Here is a 14,852-nt window from a genome sequence, read left to right as displayed (position 1 = left end):
ATTCATTCTCCTTCTTGTTCAAGAACTTTATTTTTACAAATCAGTACTATATAGATAAAGTATACTGCACTGGCGATAAGGACACCGATGAGGCCGTAGACATAGTTCATTGGGTTTTCACCCCAAATCATGACGAGGCTGACTAGAACCGCCAAAATTGGAATTACTGGACCAAATGGAACGCGGAAAACTACTTTCTTGTCTGGATATTTCTTTCTTAATACTAGTACAGCTAGAGCAGTTGGGATGTATTGGAAGAAGCGGAAGACCACGCTGAGGGCTGCTAATTCTTCAAATTTACCAGAGAAGAGCAGGACGATGGCCAGGATTCCTGAAATAATAATGGCAACTATAGGGGCATTTTTAGAGTTGGTTTCTGCAATTTTCTTAGGAAGCAGACCTTCATTTGCGATAGCTGCACCATAACGTGGAACCATGATAGATTCCCCGATGTTAAGTCCAGCAATAGAAATCAGCGCTCCGATAGAAACAATCCATGCTCCAACAGGGCCAATCATTTCGACAAAGGCGTCTTGTACAGAAGCATCTGTTTGCAGGATACGGCTGCCTAACATGGCGATAGTTCCTGCGATAATCAGCATATAGAGAACAGAGACAATACTGATAGAGCCCAAAATAGCTCGAGGTACATTCTTTTCCGGATTGCGCATTTCACCAGCAACGATAGACATGGTTTCAAATCCGATGAATCCGTAGAAGATATAAATGGCTGTACTAGAGATAGCTTTCATGATATCTACGCCAGGTTCTAGCTGAAGAAACGGAGTGAAGTTTCCTTTGTCAATTCCTCCTTTGATGAAGAAAATCGCACATAGACTGAAAGCGACAATTGGGATGAGCTTGGCTACGGTTGCGGTCAAGGTGAACATTTTGGAAGTCTTAAGACCTGATATATTCATTAGACTGAGCAAAATAATCAGGCTCACACTGAGCAGAAGTTCATAGGGGGCAAAGGATTTAAAAGTAATAACAAAAAGTCTCGCAAATCCTGCTGCCATAGCAGACCAAGCGATGATGGTAACCGCCCAGCCTAGGAAGCCAACATTAAATCCGACAAAGTCTCCAAAGGCTGCTTTGGAATATTGGAAGGCTCCACCATTTTTATTAAAATAACCAGCAGTTTCTGCCAAGCAGACGGCTAGGAGAATAACGAGAAGGGCAGTTCCAAGCATGACAGCTAGAGAGGCAGGACCAAGTCCTTTATAAATCTTTTGCGGTAGGAGGAAAATCCCTGATCCGATAACGGCGTTGATACCGTAGAGGGTTGCACCGGAAAAGCTGAATTTCGCTTTTTCCTGTTCTTGTTCTTGTGCAGTGAGTTTAGTTGCATCCATAATAATGTTTCTCCTTTAGAGATATGGGATCCTTTCCAAGTAAAGATAGAATGGTGACAAGGCATCATGGTATCTTTACCTAGTAGGGATGTGGGTCAAACCAGCCCATATAGCAAGGGGAGCGCCCTTTGGCTGGTTACTCGAAAACATTATTTGCAGCTCAGTTTCCTGAGTCTCTTTTTCCACTATCAGAAGCTGCTCTGCCTCTAAGTTAAGCGCTGGCAGGTTTGTTCCCGTCACCGTCAGATCCTCTAAGGCATAGATAAATTGAATTTCTTCATCTCGTGCGAGCCCTTGCCCATTCGAGATAGCAATCATCTGTCCCTGATAATGGTCGCTGTAGATTAAGTTAAAGTCGGTACAAGTCCCCCGACTTGTGATAGAATCACTCCCTTCAAAGGCGTAGGGAGTAAAGGGAGCTAGAACCGTTTCCTCTTGCCGGCTGGCATTGTGGAGATGGAGTGTGTGGTCCAGGCTCACGAGAATGCGGTGAAAGCCACTGAGGTCAGAAAACTGACTTTCAGCCAACTCCACAGTTGCTGTCGAGAGTCGATAGTCAAATTCCCGATTACTATAGTGGCCAGTTGGCGGGGAAAGATAAAGCTGTTTTGTCTTTCCCCCCGACCAATCGGAAACTTGAAAATCTTTTGCTCTTAAAAGGCTTATATTTGTCATTTTTGGTATTTATTAGAACAAACCGCTGATATTGCCGTCTTTGTCAACATCAATCTTTTCGCTGGCTGGTACCTTAGGCAATCCTGGCATGGTCATGATCGCACCAGTCAGAGCAACGATGAAGCCTGCACCAGCAGAAACTTTGAGCTGGCTGATAGTCACGACAAAGTCTTTAGGTGCGCCTAGTTTCTTAGCATCGTCTGAGAAGGAGTATTGAGTCTTAGCCATACAGATAGGATAGTTGGAGAAGCCCAGCTCTTCCAGTTGTTTGAGCTCGCGTTTAGCAGCAGGAGTCAGGCGAACGCCCTTGCCTCCATAGACCTTAGTAACAATTTTGTTCAGCTTGGTCTCAATGGAGTCCTCTTCATTATATACAAATTGGAAGTGATTGTCTCCTTCGGCCAGTTCTACGACTTTTTCAGCCAACTCTTTACCACCGGCTCCGCCATTCGCCCAGACGTCGGAAATCACGACGTCAACGCCGCGTTTTTGGCAGGCATCATAAACTGCTTGCAGTTCTGCTTCAGTGTCCAGCGGGAATTTATTGATGGCAACGACTGCTGGCAATCCATAAACATCTTGAATGTTTTCCAGATGTTTTTCCAAGTTTGGCAGACCATCTACAACGGCTTGGACATTTTCTTCAGCCAGGTCGCTCTTAGCCACACCACCGTGCATCTTGAGAGCGCGGATGGTAGCAACTAGAACTACAGCGGCTGGACGCAGGCCAGATGTACGACACTTGATATCAATGAATTTTTCAGCACCAAGGTCAGCACCGAAACCAGCTTCTGTGACTGCATAGTCGGCATATTTGAGAGCCAGCTTGGTAGCTAGGACACTGTTACAGCCATGGGCAATGTTGGCAAAAGGTCCACCGTGAATCAAGGCTGGTGTGTGTTCCAGAGTTTGAACCAAGTTTGGATGGATGGCGTCTTTGAGCACAGCAGCCATAGCGCCACCAGCTTTCAGATCCTTAGCAGTTACTGGCTTACCTTCAAAGCTGTAGCCAATGATGATTTTTTCCAAGCGGTTCTTGAGGTCAGTGATATTTTCTGACAGACAGAGAATAGCCATAACCTCAGAAGCAACTGTAATGTCAAAACCATCTTCACGCGGAACACCGTTGACTTTACCTTGCAAGCCGTCTACGATGTGGCGCAGTTGCCGGTCATTCATATCCACTGCCCGCTTCCAAGTGATGCGGCGAGAATCGATACCTAAGGCATTTCCATGATGGATGTGGTTATCAATGAGGGCTGCCAGCAGGTTGTTGGCAACACCGATGGCATGAAAGTCACCAGTGAAGTGGAGATTGATATCCTCCATGGGCACAACTTGAGCGTGCCCACCGCCAGCAGCTCCGCCCTTGATACCAAAGACAGGTCCGAGTGAAGGCTCCCGCAGAGCGATAACGGCTTTTTTACCGATAGCAGCCAGAGCATCGACCAATCCGACAGAAGTCGTGGTCTTGCCTTCTCCAGCTGGTGTCGGAGAAATAGCTGTCACGAGAATCAGTTTGCCGTCTGGCTTGTCTTTTAAGGCTTCCAGTTGGCCGGCACTGATTTTTGCCTTGTAATTTCCATAAAGAGACAGGGCATCTTCAGCAATTCCTAGCTTTTCTGCTACCTCTTTGATGGGCTTCATTTGAACCGAATTCGCAATTTCAATATCTGATAAAACCATATTGTTACCTCTTGAGAAAAGAAAGTCCATTCATGGGAAAGAGTGGGTTTCTCTTCCGTTTATCTATTAGACAACTTTCAAAATTTCTTGATAAATTTCATCGGCTAGAGCGCAGCCTTTTTGCAGGAGGTCTTCACCCTTGCTGCGGTAGTCTGCGACGAATGCTTCATCCTTGACACCTGACAGATTGATGAGGACATTGAGCCAAGCCCCCTGCAGACCAGCCTTAAGATTGAGAGCTGCTACTCCCAGGTCGCTGGCAGCATTGGTATTGGACTTGCCAACAGCTTTTTGAGTTGTTTGCAGGGCAGCAAAGATGTCTTCCATCATGCCATAAGGCGACTTGGTCGCTTCCTTGAGGGCTTGCTGCATCGCCTCTCGACGGGCAGCCTTGTCTTCGTCTGTTTCTTTAGGCATATCAAAGACGGCGGAGACTAGATTGAAGGCTTCAGTGTCCTTGTCAATAGCTGCGAGCAGGTTTTCTTGCAGGCGGGCACTTTCTGCGTGCACTTGAGCAATTTCTGCTTCAAATTCTGCGTATTTTTTCTTGCCAAGGGTCAATTCACAGACCATCTTAGTCAGGGAAATACCGTTCGCTGCGGAAAGAGCAGCGACAGAGCCACCGCCAGGTGCAGGAGCATCTGAGCCTAGGACCTGGGCAAATTCTGTCAAGCTTAAATCTACTAATTTCATATGTTTCAGTCCTCCTAGCCCAGCAAATGGTTTTCCAGAACTTGCTTGCCGTAGTCAAAGTTTTCGATTTGCAGATAGTATTCTGCTGCGTCAATCAAAGCCTTGGCTGGTGCCAAACCGATGACTTCTGAGCCGAGGATTCCAACTCCGTAGCGCTTGGCTTCAAAGCGAACAGTTTCAAAGACACGATAGAGTGGGAATTTTTCCAGATTGACCATGTTGATAGAAACCTGAGCAATGTTGCGGTCTTCCAGCATAACGCCGATAGCTTTACAGTACTTGTAACCACCGCTTGATCCACGGATGACTTTGGCAATATTGTTGGCAATTTCCAGATTGTCTGTATCCAAGTTGATGTTGTAGGCGATGAGTGGCATTCTAGCTCCGACAGCAGTAACACCAGCAGTTGGGTGAATCTTTCTTTCACCGTAGTCAGGCGCCCAGTCAGGTTCCAAGAGTTTTTCAGGCATGCCTTCAAATTGTCCTTTACGAACCTTAGCCAAGTTCTTACGCTCTGGACGAGTCGCTGCATCTTCATAGAGGAAGATAGGGATACCGAGTTCACGGTTGATCCGCTCAGATACGGTCTTCGCAATTTCTACGCATTCCTCACTTGTGATGTCCTTGATCGGTACAAAAGGCAGGACATCAGTTGCGCCCATACGAGGGTGTTCACCCTGGTGCTTGGTCAAGTCAATATTTTCAGAAGCGTATTTAACCAAACGGAAGGCAACTTCCTGAATGTTTTGGTCATCACCGACCAAGGTAAAGACGCTGCGATTGTGGCTGGCATCAGAAGAGTGGTCCAAAAGTGTTACGCCTGGCACGCTCTTAGCTGTTTCCACTAGACCGTCAATGACCGCTTGGTTGCGGCCTTCAGAAAAGTTAGGAATACATTCAACAATTTTTGCCATAAGATATTACCTCGTGTTATATGTTATTAAAATTTACAAAGTAGATAAAGTGGAACTTCCGTTTGAGCCAGGTTGACACCCAGCTCAGGTCGGAAGTCGGGGGACAAGTTTTTCTTATTCGAACAACTTCTTAACAGATTCTTTGACCAAATCTTCGTCAGTTAAGTATGGAATGGTAATGTGGTCTGTTCCTTGGTGGAGGCGGTTGTACTCGATAGCAGTTTCGATGGCATGCTCATTACGTGCCCAGTTACGACGAGCGACTCCGCCGATTGTATCCCAAGCGATAGCAGATTTGATGATTTCATCAATGCGTTCGCTACCGTCCAGTACCAAGCCAAAGCCACCGTTGATTGCTTTACCGATACCAGTTCCGCCACCGTTGTGGAGAGCTACCAGACTCATACCGCGAGCTGCATTACCAGCGTAACATTGCACGGCCATGTCGCAGGTGACATTGGAACCGTCCTTAATATTAGAAGTTTCGCGGAATGGAGAGTCAGTACCGGATACGTCGTGGTGGTCACGGCCAATCATGACAGGACCAATCTTGCCTTCGCGGACTAATTCATTGAACTTGAGGGCGATATTGACGCGTCCCATACAGTCTTGGTAGAGAATCCGAGCCTGAGTTCCAACAACCAGCTGGTTCTTTTCTGCATCGCGGATCCAGTTATAGTTATCGCGATCTTGGTAGCGACGGTTAGGATCGATCACTTCCATAGCTGCATGGTCAGTAGCGACTAGGTCTTCGTGCTTACCGCTCAGACATACCCAACGGAAAGGACCATAACCATAGTCAAAGAGCATTGGGCCCATGATATCTTCTACATAAGATGGCCAAATGAAGCCGTCTTTATCGTCAAAGCCATTCTTAGAAATTTCCTTGATGCCAGAGTCATAGACTGCCTTCATAAAGGCATTACCATAGTCAAAGAAGTAGGTACCATTGCTAGTCAGGGTCTTGATTGCCTTGAAGTGACGTTCCAAGGTTTGGTCAACCAACTTAGCAAATGTTTCCTTGTCTTCAGCCAGAAGGCGAGTCCGCTCTTCAAAGCTGATACCAGCTGGACAGTAGCCGCCGTCATAGACATTGTGGCAAGAAGTTTGGTCAGACAGCAAATCGACATGGATATTGTTCTCGTTGACGTATTCCAAGAGGTCTACGATGTTACCGTGATAGGCAATAGAAGTTGATTCGCCAGCTTCCAGAGCTTTTTGAGCCAAGTCGATAGCTTCCTTCGGACTTTCAGCCAATTGGCTAATCCAGCCTTGTGAATGACGAGTTTCAATCCGAGATTGGTCTACTTCAGCTACGATTGCCACAGCTTTAGCAATTTCGGCCGCTTTCCCTTGAGCTCCACTCATGCCGCCCAGACCAGAAGAGATGAAGAGTTTGCCAGTCAGGTCGCCATCATCAGCTACACCCAGTTTCAAGCGCCCAGCATTGAGGAGGGTGTTGAAAGTACCATGGACGATGCCTTGAGGGCCGATGTACATCCAGCCGCCAGCTGTCATTTGACCATAGTTGGTCACGCCCATTTCTTCTGCAATTTCCCAGTCCTTCATGTTGTCGTATTCACCGACCAAGAGGCCATTGGTGATGATAACACGCGGAGCTTCTGGTTTAGATTTGAAAAGTCCAAGTGGATGGCCAGATTCCACGACCAAGGTTTGATGGTCGGTCATGATTTCCAAGTATTTCTTGATCAGGTTATACTGCATCCAGTTAGCGCAGACAGATCCAGTTTCTCCGTAGGTAACCAATTCATAAGGATAAAGGGCGATTTCAAAGCTCAGGTTGTTGTCAATCATGACCTGCATAGCTTTGGTCGCAGTACAGTTCCCTTTATATTCATCAATTGGTTTGCCGTAGATGCGTTCTTTTGGACGCCAGCGGTAGCCATAAATCCGTCCGCGAGTCTTCAGTTCTTCTAAGAATTCTGGAATTACTTCCTCATGGAATCTCTTTGGAATATAGCGAAGGGCATTTTTTAAAGCAATTTCGGTTTGAGCTTGAGTCAAACGGAAGCCCCGGTCAGGTGCTCGGCGGATGCCTTCTTGGAAAACTGTTTTTTCAGGCAGTACATCGTCTAATTTGACGGTCATTGCTGCTGCAATTTCATTTTCGCTAAAGTATGACATGAAAAATCCTCCTTTTAGTCAAGTGTAAAATATCTTTCTCCTACATTCTATAAGACTCCCGTCCATAAAGAGTCAAGAAAATGACAAAAACAGTAAAAAAAGTGGGGCTCCTATCTTTTACAAGCTTTTGACTATAATTTGACGATAGTGTATTATGATGAAAAGCAAATATGTCGGAAAATGAAATGGAGGAACAAGCATGACTGCTGATTTACTATTAACTCACTTTAATCAAGTCTTCTGTCCCAAGGACCTCGGCCATCCCCTTTTTGGAGCAGAGATGAAGGAAGCTCAAGTGTTAGAAGACGGCTACATTGCAGTCAAAGACGGCAAAATCCTAGTGGTTGGCAGCGGAGAGCCGGATGCCAGTCTTGTTGGACCAGATACTAAGATTCAGTCTTATGAGGGCAAGATTGCCACACCTGGCTTGATCGACTGTCACACTCACTTGGTCTATGGCGGCAGCCGGGAGCATGAATTTGCTAAGAAATTAGCCGGAGTCCCTTATCTGGAAATTCTTGCCCAAGGCGGCGGTATTCTCAGTACAGTCCGGGCAACGCGAGAAGCTTCTTTTGACACTCTCTATGATAAGTCCAAGAGGCTGCTGGACTATATGCTACTGCATGGGGTAACGACTGTTGAGGCCAAGAGTGGCTATGGTCTGGACTGGGAAACAGAGAAGCGCCAGCTGGATGTCGTTGGGGCTTTGGACCGTGACCACGATATTGATTTGGTTTCGACCTTTATGGCTGCCCACGCCGTTCCACCAGAATACAAGGGACGTTCTCAGGAATATCTGGAACTCATCGTCGAGGAAATGTTGCCTCGGGTAAAGGCAGAAAATCTAGCTGAATTCTGTGATATTTTCTGTGAAAAAGGCGTCTTTACAGCTGACGAGTCACGCTACCTGCTTTCTAAGGCTAAAGAAATGGGCTTCAAGCTTCGTATCCATGCTGATGAAATCGAGTCTATCGGTGGAGTAGATGTAGCAGCTGAACTAGGAGCAACTAGTGCAGAGCACTTGATGGTAGCGACCGATGAGGGCATTTGCAAGATGGCAGAAGCCAAGGTTATCGGGAATCTCCTACCAGCAACTACCTTCAGTCTGATGGAAGATACCTATGCACCAGCTCGCAAGATGCTGGAAGCTGGTATGGCCATCACCCTGACTACCGACAGCAATCCAGGCTCCTGTCCAACAGCTAACCTGCAGTTCGTCATGCAGCTGGGCTGCTTTATGATGCGTCTGACACCAGTAGAAGTTCTCAATGCTGTAACCATCAATGCAGCCTACTCAGTTAACCGCCAAGATAAGATTGGTAGCTTTGATACTGGCAAGCAGGCTGACATTACCATTCTAGATGCTAAGAATATTGACTATCCACTTTATTTCTTTGCGACTAACCTGACCCATCAGGTCTACAAGGCAGGAAAACTGGTCGTCGATCAAGGTAGAATTGTCTAGCGTCTCTAAAAACGAATCGTATTTTTCGGACTCTCTCTGGTGACAGGGAGAGTTTTCTTTATATCAAAATTTTCCCTTGCCATTCTGCTGGAAGTCTGCTATAATAGTTATTTGTGAGCAAACCTCACTTACCCCTTGCAAAGTCTTGGGGTCATTAGACCAAAAGGAGGAAAAATCAATGGCTAAATACGAAATTCTTTATATTATTCGTCCAAACATTGAAGAAGAAGCTAAAAACGCTTTGGTAGCACGCTTTGACTCTATCTTGACTGACAATGGTGCAACTGTTGTTGAATCAAAAGACTGGGAAAAACGTCGTCTTGCATACGAAATCCAAGATTTCCGTGAAGGACTTTACCACATCGTTAACGTTGAAGCTAACGACGATGCAGCTCTTAAAGAGTTTGACCGTCTTTCAAAAATCAACGCTGACATTCTTCGTCACATGATCGTCAAACTTGACGCTTAAGAAGGTAAACTATGATTAATAACGTTGTACTGGTGGGTCGCATGACCCGTGATGCCGAGCTTCGCTATACTCCGCAGAACCAAGCGGTCGCAACATTTACTCTGGCTGTCAATCGCAACTTTAAAAATCAAAGTGGCGAGCGAGAAGCAGACTTTATCAATGTTGTCATCTGGCGCCAACAGGCAGAAAATCTTGCAAACTGGGCTAAAAAAGGAGCCCTGATCGGAATTACAGGCCGTATTCAAACGCGTAACTACGAGAATCAGCAAGGCCAGCGTGTCTATGTCACAGAAGTTGTTGCGGACAATTTCCAACTCTTGGAAAGTCGCTCTAATCGTGAAGGTCAGTCATCTGGCGGTTACGGTGGAAACAGCTTCGGCGGCAGCTCTGCTTCAAGTTATGGCAGTGCAGACTCGTCTAACCAAGTACCGAACTTTTCTCGTGATGAGAGCCCATTTGGTAATTCTAACCCGATGGATATCTCAGACGACGATCTACCTTTCTAAGGATCGAATCTAACTATAATATAAAGGAGAAAACACATGGCTCAACAACGTCGTGGCGGATTCAAACGCCGTAAAAAAGTTGATTACATCGCAGCGAACAAAATTGAATATGTTGATTACAAAGATACTGAGCTTCTTAGCCGTTTCGTTTCAGAACGTGGGAAAATCCTTCCTCGTCGCGTAACAGGAACTTCAGCTAAAAACCAACGTAAAGTAACAACAGCTATCAAACGCGCTCGCGTAATGGCTTTGATGCCTTTCGTAAATGAAGACTAATTAGATTAGCAGCAGGCTCTGGCTTGCTGTTTTTTTATTTCATCATTGACAAAATGTCAGTGGAGTGCTATACTGACCACAAGGAGGCAGAAATCATGCGTGATGTCAAGGAAGTAGAGGTACGGCGGGCAGAGATTATGTCTGCAGCCTTGCAGCTCTTTGCCCAAAAGGGCTATCTAAAGACTAGAACTCAAGACATTATTGATAAGCTTGGAATTTCTCGAGGCCTGCTTTACTATCATTTTAAGGATAAGGAAGACATTCTCTATTGTCTGATTGAAAAGAACTCTGAGCCCTTGCTGAGAAAGCTCGAAACAATCAGCTATCAGCCAAATGTCGGAGCTAAGGAAAAAATCAGAACTTTTATTGAGGCAACCCTTATCCCAGAGGAGAGCAGAACACAGGAAAATCAAGTCTTGCAGGAAACAGTCAATTTAGAGACCAATCGTTATGTCTTGGATCGCTTTTATCATAGACTCTGTGAGCGGATGATTGTTTTCTTCACTCATATCTTGGAGGAAGGTCAGAAATCTGGAGATTTTCATTTAAAATATCCGCATGAGACGGCTTCTTTTCTCATGACTGCCTACGTATTTGTGTCCAATGATATCAAGATGAGTCAGGAAAAACCAGAAACTTTGCAGGATTATCTCACCAGCTTCCAGGCAATCCTAGAAAGAAGCTTAGGATTAGAAGAATCTATTTTTTAGAATAATCGGCAGTTTTCTGCCTTTTATTTAGAAACATAACTGACAAAATGTCAGTTCAAGCCTTCAATCTCTTAATCTAAATTTTAATAAATTTTACGCTAAAACTGACAAAATGTCAGTTCAAATAAAAGGAGAAATTCATGTTAAAAATAGAACATTTAACAAAAGTATATAGCAATGGTAAAAAGGCTGTGGATGATCTTAGTCTGATGGTGGAGCCTGGAGATATTTATGGCTTCATCGGCGCTAATGGAGCAGGTAAGACATCCACCATTAAGTCCATTGTGGGGATTCATGATTTTGATAAAGGAGAGATTTATATCTGCGGGTACTCTATCAGTAAGGAGCCCTTGCTTTGTAAGAAAAAGATGGCGTTTCTGCCGGATAACCCAGACCTTTATAAAAATCTGACAGCAAGGCAGTTTTTGGATTTTGTAGCAGACATTTATAGGGTTTCTATGGAAAAGAGGCAAGCAGCTATAGAAAAGTATTCTAAAATGTTTGAGCTGGATACGTCTTTGGATCAGTTGATATCGGCTTATTCACATGGAATGAAGCAACGATTGGCACTAATAGCGGCCCTCTTGCATGAGCCAGAATTACTGATTTTAGATGAACCTTTTGTCGGTTTAGATCCGAAAGGCGCATATTATTTTAAGCAGATCATGAGAGAGTTAGCCGATCAAGGGCATGCGATTTTCTTTTCTACTCACGTTTTAGAGGTTGCGGAAGAACTCTGCAATAAGGTAGCAATTCTGCAAAAGGGACGTTTGGTGGCTAATGGAAGGACCTCTGAAGTTAAGGGGACATCCAGTTTGGAACAAGTATTTATGGAGTTACAGGAAGATGACTAATATTCTTTTGCTTTTAAAAGTACAATTATACAGCACATTTTCGCTTAATGATTTAAGGAAAGGAGGATTGATTAGGTGTTTTAAGCTGGGTCTGCTCTTCTTGCTTGTTTTGCTATTTTCAGGCTATAACCTTTTGACGGCTTTGAGTTTGGTCAGGTTGGGGCAGGCAAATTTGATTCCAGCCTATATGATTGCCTTGGTTAGTTTTATTATTTTCTTTTTCAGTCTGATGCAGTCAAATGGCATCTTGTTTGACCAAGAGGAACTTGACAGGCTCATCGTATTGCCGCTCAGTATTAGAGAAATCGTCTATGAGAAATACGCTTTTCTTTATCTTTTGAACAGTGTGTTTTCCGTCCTTCTCATGCTTCCAGCAGGCCTCGTTTGGTTTGGATATGGTGCGTCCTTGTTGGAGTTGCTTCTTTATCTGCTTTTAATGGGATTTGTTCCTCTTTTACCTCTCTGTTTAGCCTCTTTACTTGGCTTGTGCGTTGCCTACATAGCCTCAAAGGCCCCTCATAAAAATCTAGTTGCCTTCCTTTTTTCTCTACTCTTGCTTTTGGGGCTGGCAACAGGCAGTATGTGGGCTATGAGAGCCGGACTGTCAGCGGAAAATGTTGGTCTCTTGCTTACCAAGCAGCTGACTTCTCTCTATCCTCCGACAAGCTTGTTTTTTAACTCTCAGCATTTTTGGTGGCCTAGCCTTCTGTTGATGCTTATATCTTTTGCGCTGACAGGACTTTTTCTAAGGTATTTAAGTAGAAATTATTTAAAAATAAATCAGATGATAACAGGGGTGAAGTCAGAAAGCAAAGTCTATAGAAGCCGGCAGAAGTCTCCCTTTATGGCTCTTTATAGGAGAGAAATTGCGAATTTTATGAGTTCCTATCTTTATATGCTCAATAGTGGACTGGGAACCATTTTAATCATCGTTTTAGCCATCTCACTTTGTTTTATGAGCCCTGATGTCCTCTTTTCTTCGATTGTACTCAGAGATAGCCGAGAATTTTTACCCCTATTACTGGCTGGCTGTCTCAGTATTTCCAATCCTGCAGCTGTCAGTATTTCCTTGGAGGGGGAAGAGATTTGGCTGCTTCAGACACTCCCGGTTTCTATGAGGCATATAATGATGGCAAAGCTGGCCTTGACGGTGTCCTTACACTGCACAGCCTTGCTGCTGGGCTTGCCTGTTCTGGTTTGGCGTTTCTCGCTAGGAGGCTTGCAAGTAGTGGATTTGGTCCTTGTTTCACTGGCTTATTCTCTATTTACAGCTCTTCAGGGACTTGTGGTCAATTTTCATTATCCTAAGTTCATCTGGGACAATGAAATGATTGTTATTAAGCAAAGTTTTTCGACTATCTTGTCTGGAGGAATTGGCATCTTGGTTCTTGTGTTCCCTCTTTGCTTATCCTTACTATTTGGTATGGACTTGGAGATTTCGCTGCGAATCTCAGCTCTTGAACTTTTGCTTTTGACAGTCGTCCTTTATAGGCATTTAATAAAACAAGGATATTTTAAGGAGGTCCATGGCTAATGAAAAAGAAAGATTTATTCGTTTTGTTTTTCTTAGCAGTAATCATATTTTTGATTATCTGCCTGCTGCCAGAGCAAGTGCCCATTCATTTTAACAGCGCAGGAAAGGCGGACATTGTTGTCAATCGCTTTTGCTTGATTCTCAGTTTGCCCATTCCCTACTCTCTTTATTGGAAATATTTTCGAAACAAATCAAAAAGAGGTCACTGACCTCTTTTTGATAGTTTGTCTCATCAATAAATTGTAAATGACTAGCAATTATTTTTATTAGTTTTATAGATAAAATAAAAGCTTTTAGTCAGGAATAACAAAACGAATAATATTGTGGAGATTGTTATGTTAGAAAGTATTAAGCCAGAATAATTTAACTCCTTGAGAGAAACTCCGTTTAGAGAGTAATATATCAATGCTAGGATCTTAATAGTTAATAGCAGAGAAATTGCTGCGATAACTATTGTTAAAAACAGAGATTCCCCTAATTTAACCATTATCATTTGATAGTTTGAAACACCTAAAATTTCAAATTGATTTATTTCGCTCTTTTCTTGGTAAGAGGATAGAAATGCAATAGAAATGATATTTCCTAGCACAATAAGAATAGGGGCACCTACATAAACAATGAATGATACTTTCATCTCTAAGTCACTATTGTTTTGAAATTGTGCTAATATGTTCTGAGATATCATTTGAAAACTAGAAATTAGGAGTATTGCTCCAATAATTGCAGCGCTAACAGACTTTATATATGGTTTACGAAATAATAAATTCCATTTTGAAGAAATAAACATGAATTTGCTTCTAAAAATCGATTTTGAAAACAACTTGATAAATAATATTTGTAGGTATGGAGATACTTGGTAAATAATAACAATGTCTAAAATGACAATATTGAAAATTAGTTGGGCTCTCATTAAGATAGTATTATCCTGAAAGATTTGATAGAATAAGGCTCCCCAAATCATTATTAAAGTGCATAGTAGGCTCCCTTTTATCATAATGGATAATATATGTTTGAATTTAGTAGTATTTTTTTCTTTAATACCTTTAAAGGTATAGTAGCAGCCGCTAAAAAATGCTAGAAGCGAAATGAGCAAGACTGTTATTACACAGCCTAATAAGCTCATTTGGAACTGAATATCAGGTAAAACATTTTTTCCGAAAAAATATTGTAAAAAATAGTAATAACTAGATGTGATAGGGATAGAACATAAATATGCAACAAAACTAACTAATGACGATATTATAAATAGCTGTCCCCCGACCAAGAACGAGAGTTGAAATCGGCTTGCACCTAGTACAGCTAGAAGCGTATAATCATCTTTGAACATTTCAATTAGCATATTTATTAAAGCAGAAATTGCAAAGAATAACGTTATTCCTCCAAATACTACTGGAAACATAAAAATAGGTTTTGGATCTGGGAGTCCTGCGAAAGCTTGTGAGTTAATATCGACATTAATATATCTGTTGATCGCCAAACCTATAACTAGGCTAGAAACAAAAATTACAGGAGAAATGCCTAACCATTGTTTTTTATTATGTTGAAACTGATATTGTATTAATTTAAGCAT

General features: G+C 43.2%; 15 protein-coding genes. 8 read left to right on the top strand and 7 right to left on the bottom strand.

Annotation, left to right across the window (positions count from 1 at the left end; all coding sequences use genetic code 11):
* Positions 1–2 precede the first annotated feature (2 nt).
* The 6 genes from J1C81_RS09615 to J1C81_RS09590 form a co-directional block, all read right to left on the bottom strand.
* On the bottom strand, positions 3–1,355 hold the full coding sequence (locus J1C81_RS09615; RefSeq protein WP_002898305.1) for an APC family permease: 1,353 nt from the start codon (positions 1,353–1,355) through the stop codon (positions 3–5).
* A gap of 75 nt (positions 1,356–1,430) precedes the next feature.
* Complete coding sequence (locus J1C81_RS09610) at positions 1,431–2,030, bottom strand: HutD/Ves family protein (RefSeq protein WP_002915929.1); 600 nt, start codon at positions 2,028–2,030, stop codon at positions 1,431–1,433.
* A gap of 12 nt (positions 2,031–2,042) precedes the next feature.
* Positions 2,043–3,716: a formate--tetrahydrofolate ligase gene (locus tag J1C81_RS09605; protein ID WP_032909767.1), complete on the bottom strand. Its 1,674-nt coding sequence runs from the start codon at positions 3,714–3,716 to the stop codon at positions 2,043–2,045.
* A gap of 66 nt (positions 3,717–3,782) precedes the next feature.
* Positions 3,783–4,409 (bottom strand): cyclodeaminase/cyclohydrolase family protein, encoded by a 627-nt coding sequence (locus J1C81_RS09600; protein WP_002915926.1) that lies wholly within the window; start codon positions 4,407–4,409, stop codon positions 3,783–3,785.
* A 14-nt stretch (positions 4,410–4,423) separates the two neighbouring features.
* Positions 4,424–5,323 carry a glutamate formimidoyltransferase gene (gene ftcD / locus J1C81_RS09595; protein ID WP_002910575.1) on the bottom strand — a complete coding sequence of 300 codons (900 nt, stop codon included), beginning with the start codon at positions 5,321–5,323 and terminating at the stop codon, positions 4,424–4,426.
* Positions 5,324–5,437: 114 nt separating this feature from the next.
* Positions 5,438–7,468, bottom strand: coding sequence for a urocanate hydratase (locus J1C81_RS09590; protein ID WP_002915924.1), 2,031 nt, complete (start codon positions 7,466–7,468; stop codon positions 5,438–5,440).
* Between the two features lie 199 nt (positions 7,469–7,667).
* Here J1C81_RS09590 and hutI point away from each other — a divergent pair, with 199 nt between their 5' ends.
* The 8 genes from hutI (at position 7,668) to J1C81_RS09550 (ending at position 13,491) form a co-directional block, all read left to right on the top strand.
* Positions 7,668–8,933, top strand: a complete 1,266-nt coding sequence (gene hutI / locus J1C81_RS09585; RefSeq protein ID WP_002910573.1) for an imidazolonepropionase — start codon at positions 7,668–7,670, stop codon at positions 8,931–8,933.
* 178 nt (positions 8,934–9,111) lie between these two features.
* Positions 9,112–9,402 (top strand): 30S ribosomal protein S6, encoded by a 291-nt coding sequence (gene rpsF / locus J1C81_RS09580; RefSeq protein ID WP_002896497.1) that lies wholly within the window; start codon positions 9,112–9,114, stop codon positions 9,400–9,402.
* An 11-nt stretch (positions 9,403–9,413) separates the two neighbouring features.
* The gene (locus J1C81_RS09575; RefSeq protein WP_002915923.1) at positions 9,414–9,908 is read left to right on the top strand and encodes a single-stranded DNA-binding protein; all 495 of its coding nucleotides are present in this window, start codon (positions 9,414–9,416) and stop codon (positions 9,906–9,908) included.
* A 36-nt stretch (positions 9,909–9,944) separates the two neighbouring features.
* A complete protein-coding gene (gene rpsR, locus J1C81_RS09570) occupies positions 9,945–10,184 on the top strand; it encodes a 30S ribosomal protein S18 (RefSeq protein WP_000068664.1) in 240 nt (79 codons plus the stop codon).
* A gap of 53 nt (positions 10,185–10,237) precedes the next feature.
* The gene (locus J1C81_RS09565; RefSeq protein ID WP_002915922.1) at positions 10,238–10,894 is read left to right on the top strand and encodes a TetR/AcrR family transcriptional regulator; all 657 of its coding nucleotides are present in this window, start codon (positions 10,238–10,240) and stop codon (positions 10,892–10,894) included.
* 140 nt (positions 10,895–11,034) lie between these two features.
* Positions 11,035–11,748, top strand: coding sequence for an ABC transporter ATP-binding protein (locus tag J1C81_RS09560; protein ID WP_002915921.1), 714 nt, complete (start codon positions 11,035–11,037; stop codon positions 11,746–11,748).
* Positions 11,675–13,282 carry a hypothetical protein gene (locus J1C81_RS09555; protein WP_002915920.1) on the top strand — a complete coding sequence of 536 codons (1,608 nt, stop codon included), beginning with the start codon at positions 11,675–11,677 and terminating at the stop codon, positions 13,280–13,282. Before J1C81_RS09560 ends, J1C81_RS09555 begins: the two co-directional genes overlap by 74 nt.
* Positions 13,282–13,491: a DUF1648 domain-containing protein gene (locus tag J1C81_RS09550; protein WP_002915919.1), complete on the top strand. Its 210-nt coding sequence runs from the start codon at positions 13,282–13,284 to the stop codon at positions 13,489–13,491. Before J1C81_RS09555 ends, J1C81_RS09550 begins: the two co-directional genes overlap by 1 nt.
* A 41-nt stretch (positions 13,492–13,532) precedes the next feature.
* Here J1C81_RS09550 and J1C81_RS09545 read toward each other — a convergent pair whose 3' ends face one another.
* The gene (locus J1C81_RS09545) at positions 13,533–14,852 is read right to left on the bottom strand and encodes a hypothetical protein (protein WP_002915915.1); all 1,320 of its coding nucleotides are present in this window, start codon (positions 14,850–14,852) and stop codon (positions 13,533–13,535) included.

The sequence above is a fragment of the Streptococcus sanguinis genome (assembly GCF_050225395.1).
Classification (GTDB): domain Bacteria; phylum Bacillota; class Bacilli; order Lactobacillales; family Streptococcaceae; genus Streptococcus.
This window is presented reverse-complemented; position numbering and strand designations above follow the sequence as displayed.

What these genes read in the sequence shown, in the direction of transcription:
- rpsF (WP_002896497.1), top strand. Translation starts at nt 9,112, where the DNA reads ATGGCTAAATACGAAATTCTTTATATTATTCGTCCAAACATTGAAGAA.
- J1C81_RS09565 (WP_002915922.1), top strand. Translation starts at nt 10,238, where the DNA reads ATGTCAGTGGAGTGCTATACTGACCACAAGGAGGCAGAAATCATGCGT.
- hutI (WP_002910573.1), top strand. Translation starts at nt 7,668, where the DNA reads ATGACTGCTGATTTACTATTAACTCACTTTAATCAAGTCTTCTGTCCC.
- J1C81_RS09600 (WP_002915926.1), bottom strand. Translation starts at nt 4,409, where the DNA reads ATGAAATTAGTAGATTTAAGCTTGACAGAATTTGCCCAGGTCCTAGGC.
- J1C81_RS09605 (WP_032909767.1), bottom strand. Translation starts at nt 3,716, where the DNA reads ATGGTTTTATCAGATATTGAAATTGCGAATTCGGTTCAAATGAAGCCC.
- ftcD (WP_002910575.1), bottom strand. Translation starts at nt 5,323, where the DNA reads ATGGCAAAAATTGTTGAATGTATTCCTAACTTTTCTGAAGGCCGCAAC.
- J1C81_RS09575 (WP_002915923.1), top strand. Translation starts at nt 9,414, where the DNA reads ATGATTAATAACGTTGTACTGGTGGGTCGCATGACCCGTGATGCCGAG.
- rpsR (WP_000068664.1), top strand. Translation starts at nt 9,945, where the DNA reads ATGGCTCAACAACGTCGTGGCGGATTCAAACGCCGTAAAAAAGTTGAT.
- J1C81_RS09590 (WP_002915924.1), bottom strand. Translation starts at nt 7,468, where the DNA reads ATGTCATACTTTAGCGAAAATGAAATTGCAGCAGCAATGACCGTCAAA.
- J1C81_RS09550 (WP_002915919.1), top strand. Translation starts at nt 13,282, where the DNA reads ATGAAAAAGAAAGATTTATTCGTTTTGTTTTTCTTAGCAGTAATCATA.
- J1C81_RS09555 (WP_002915920.1), top strand. Translation starts at nt 11,675, where the DNA reads ATGGAAGGACCTCTGAAGTTAAGGGGACATCCAGTTTGGAACAAGTAT.
- J1C81_RS09610 (WP_002915929.1), bottom strand. Translation starts at nt 2,030, where the DNA reads ATGACAAATATAAGCCTTTTAAGAGCAAAAGATTTTCAAGTTTCCGAT.
- J1C81_RS09615 (WP_002898305.1), bottom strand. Translation starts at nt 1,355, where the DNA reads ATGGATGCAACTAAACTCACTGCACAAGAACAAGAACAGGAAAAAGCG.
- J1C81_RS09560 (WP_002915921.1), top strand. Translation starts at nt 11,035, where the DNA reads ATGTTAAAAATAGAACATTTAACAAAAGTATATAGCAATGGTAAAAAG.
- J1C81_RS09545 (WP_002915915.1), bottom strand. Translation starts at nt 14,852, where the DNA reads ATGCTTAAATTAATACAATATCAGTTTCAACATAATAAAAAACAATGG.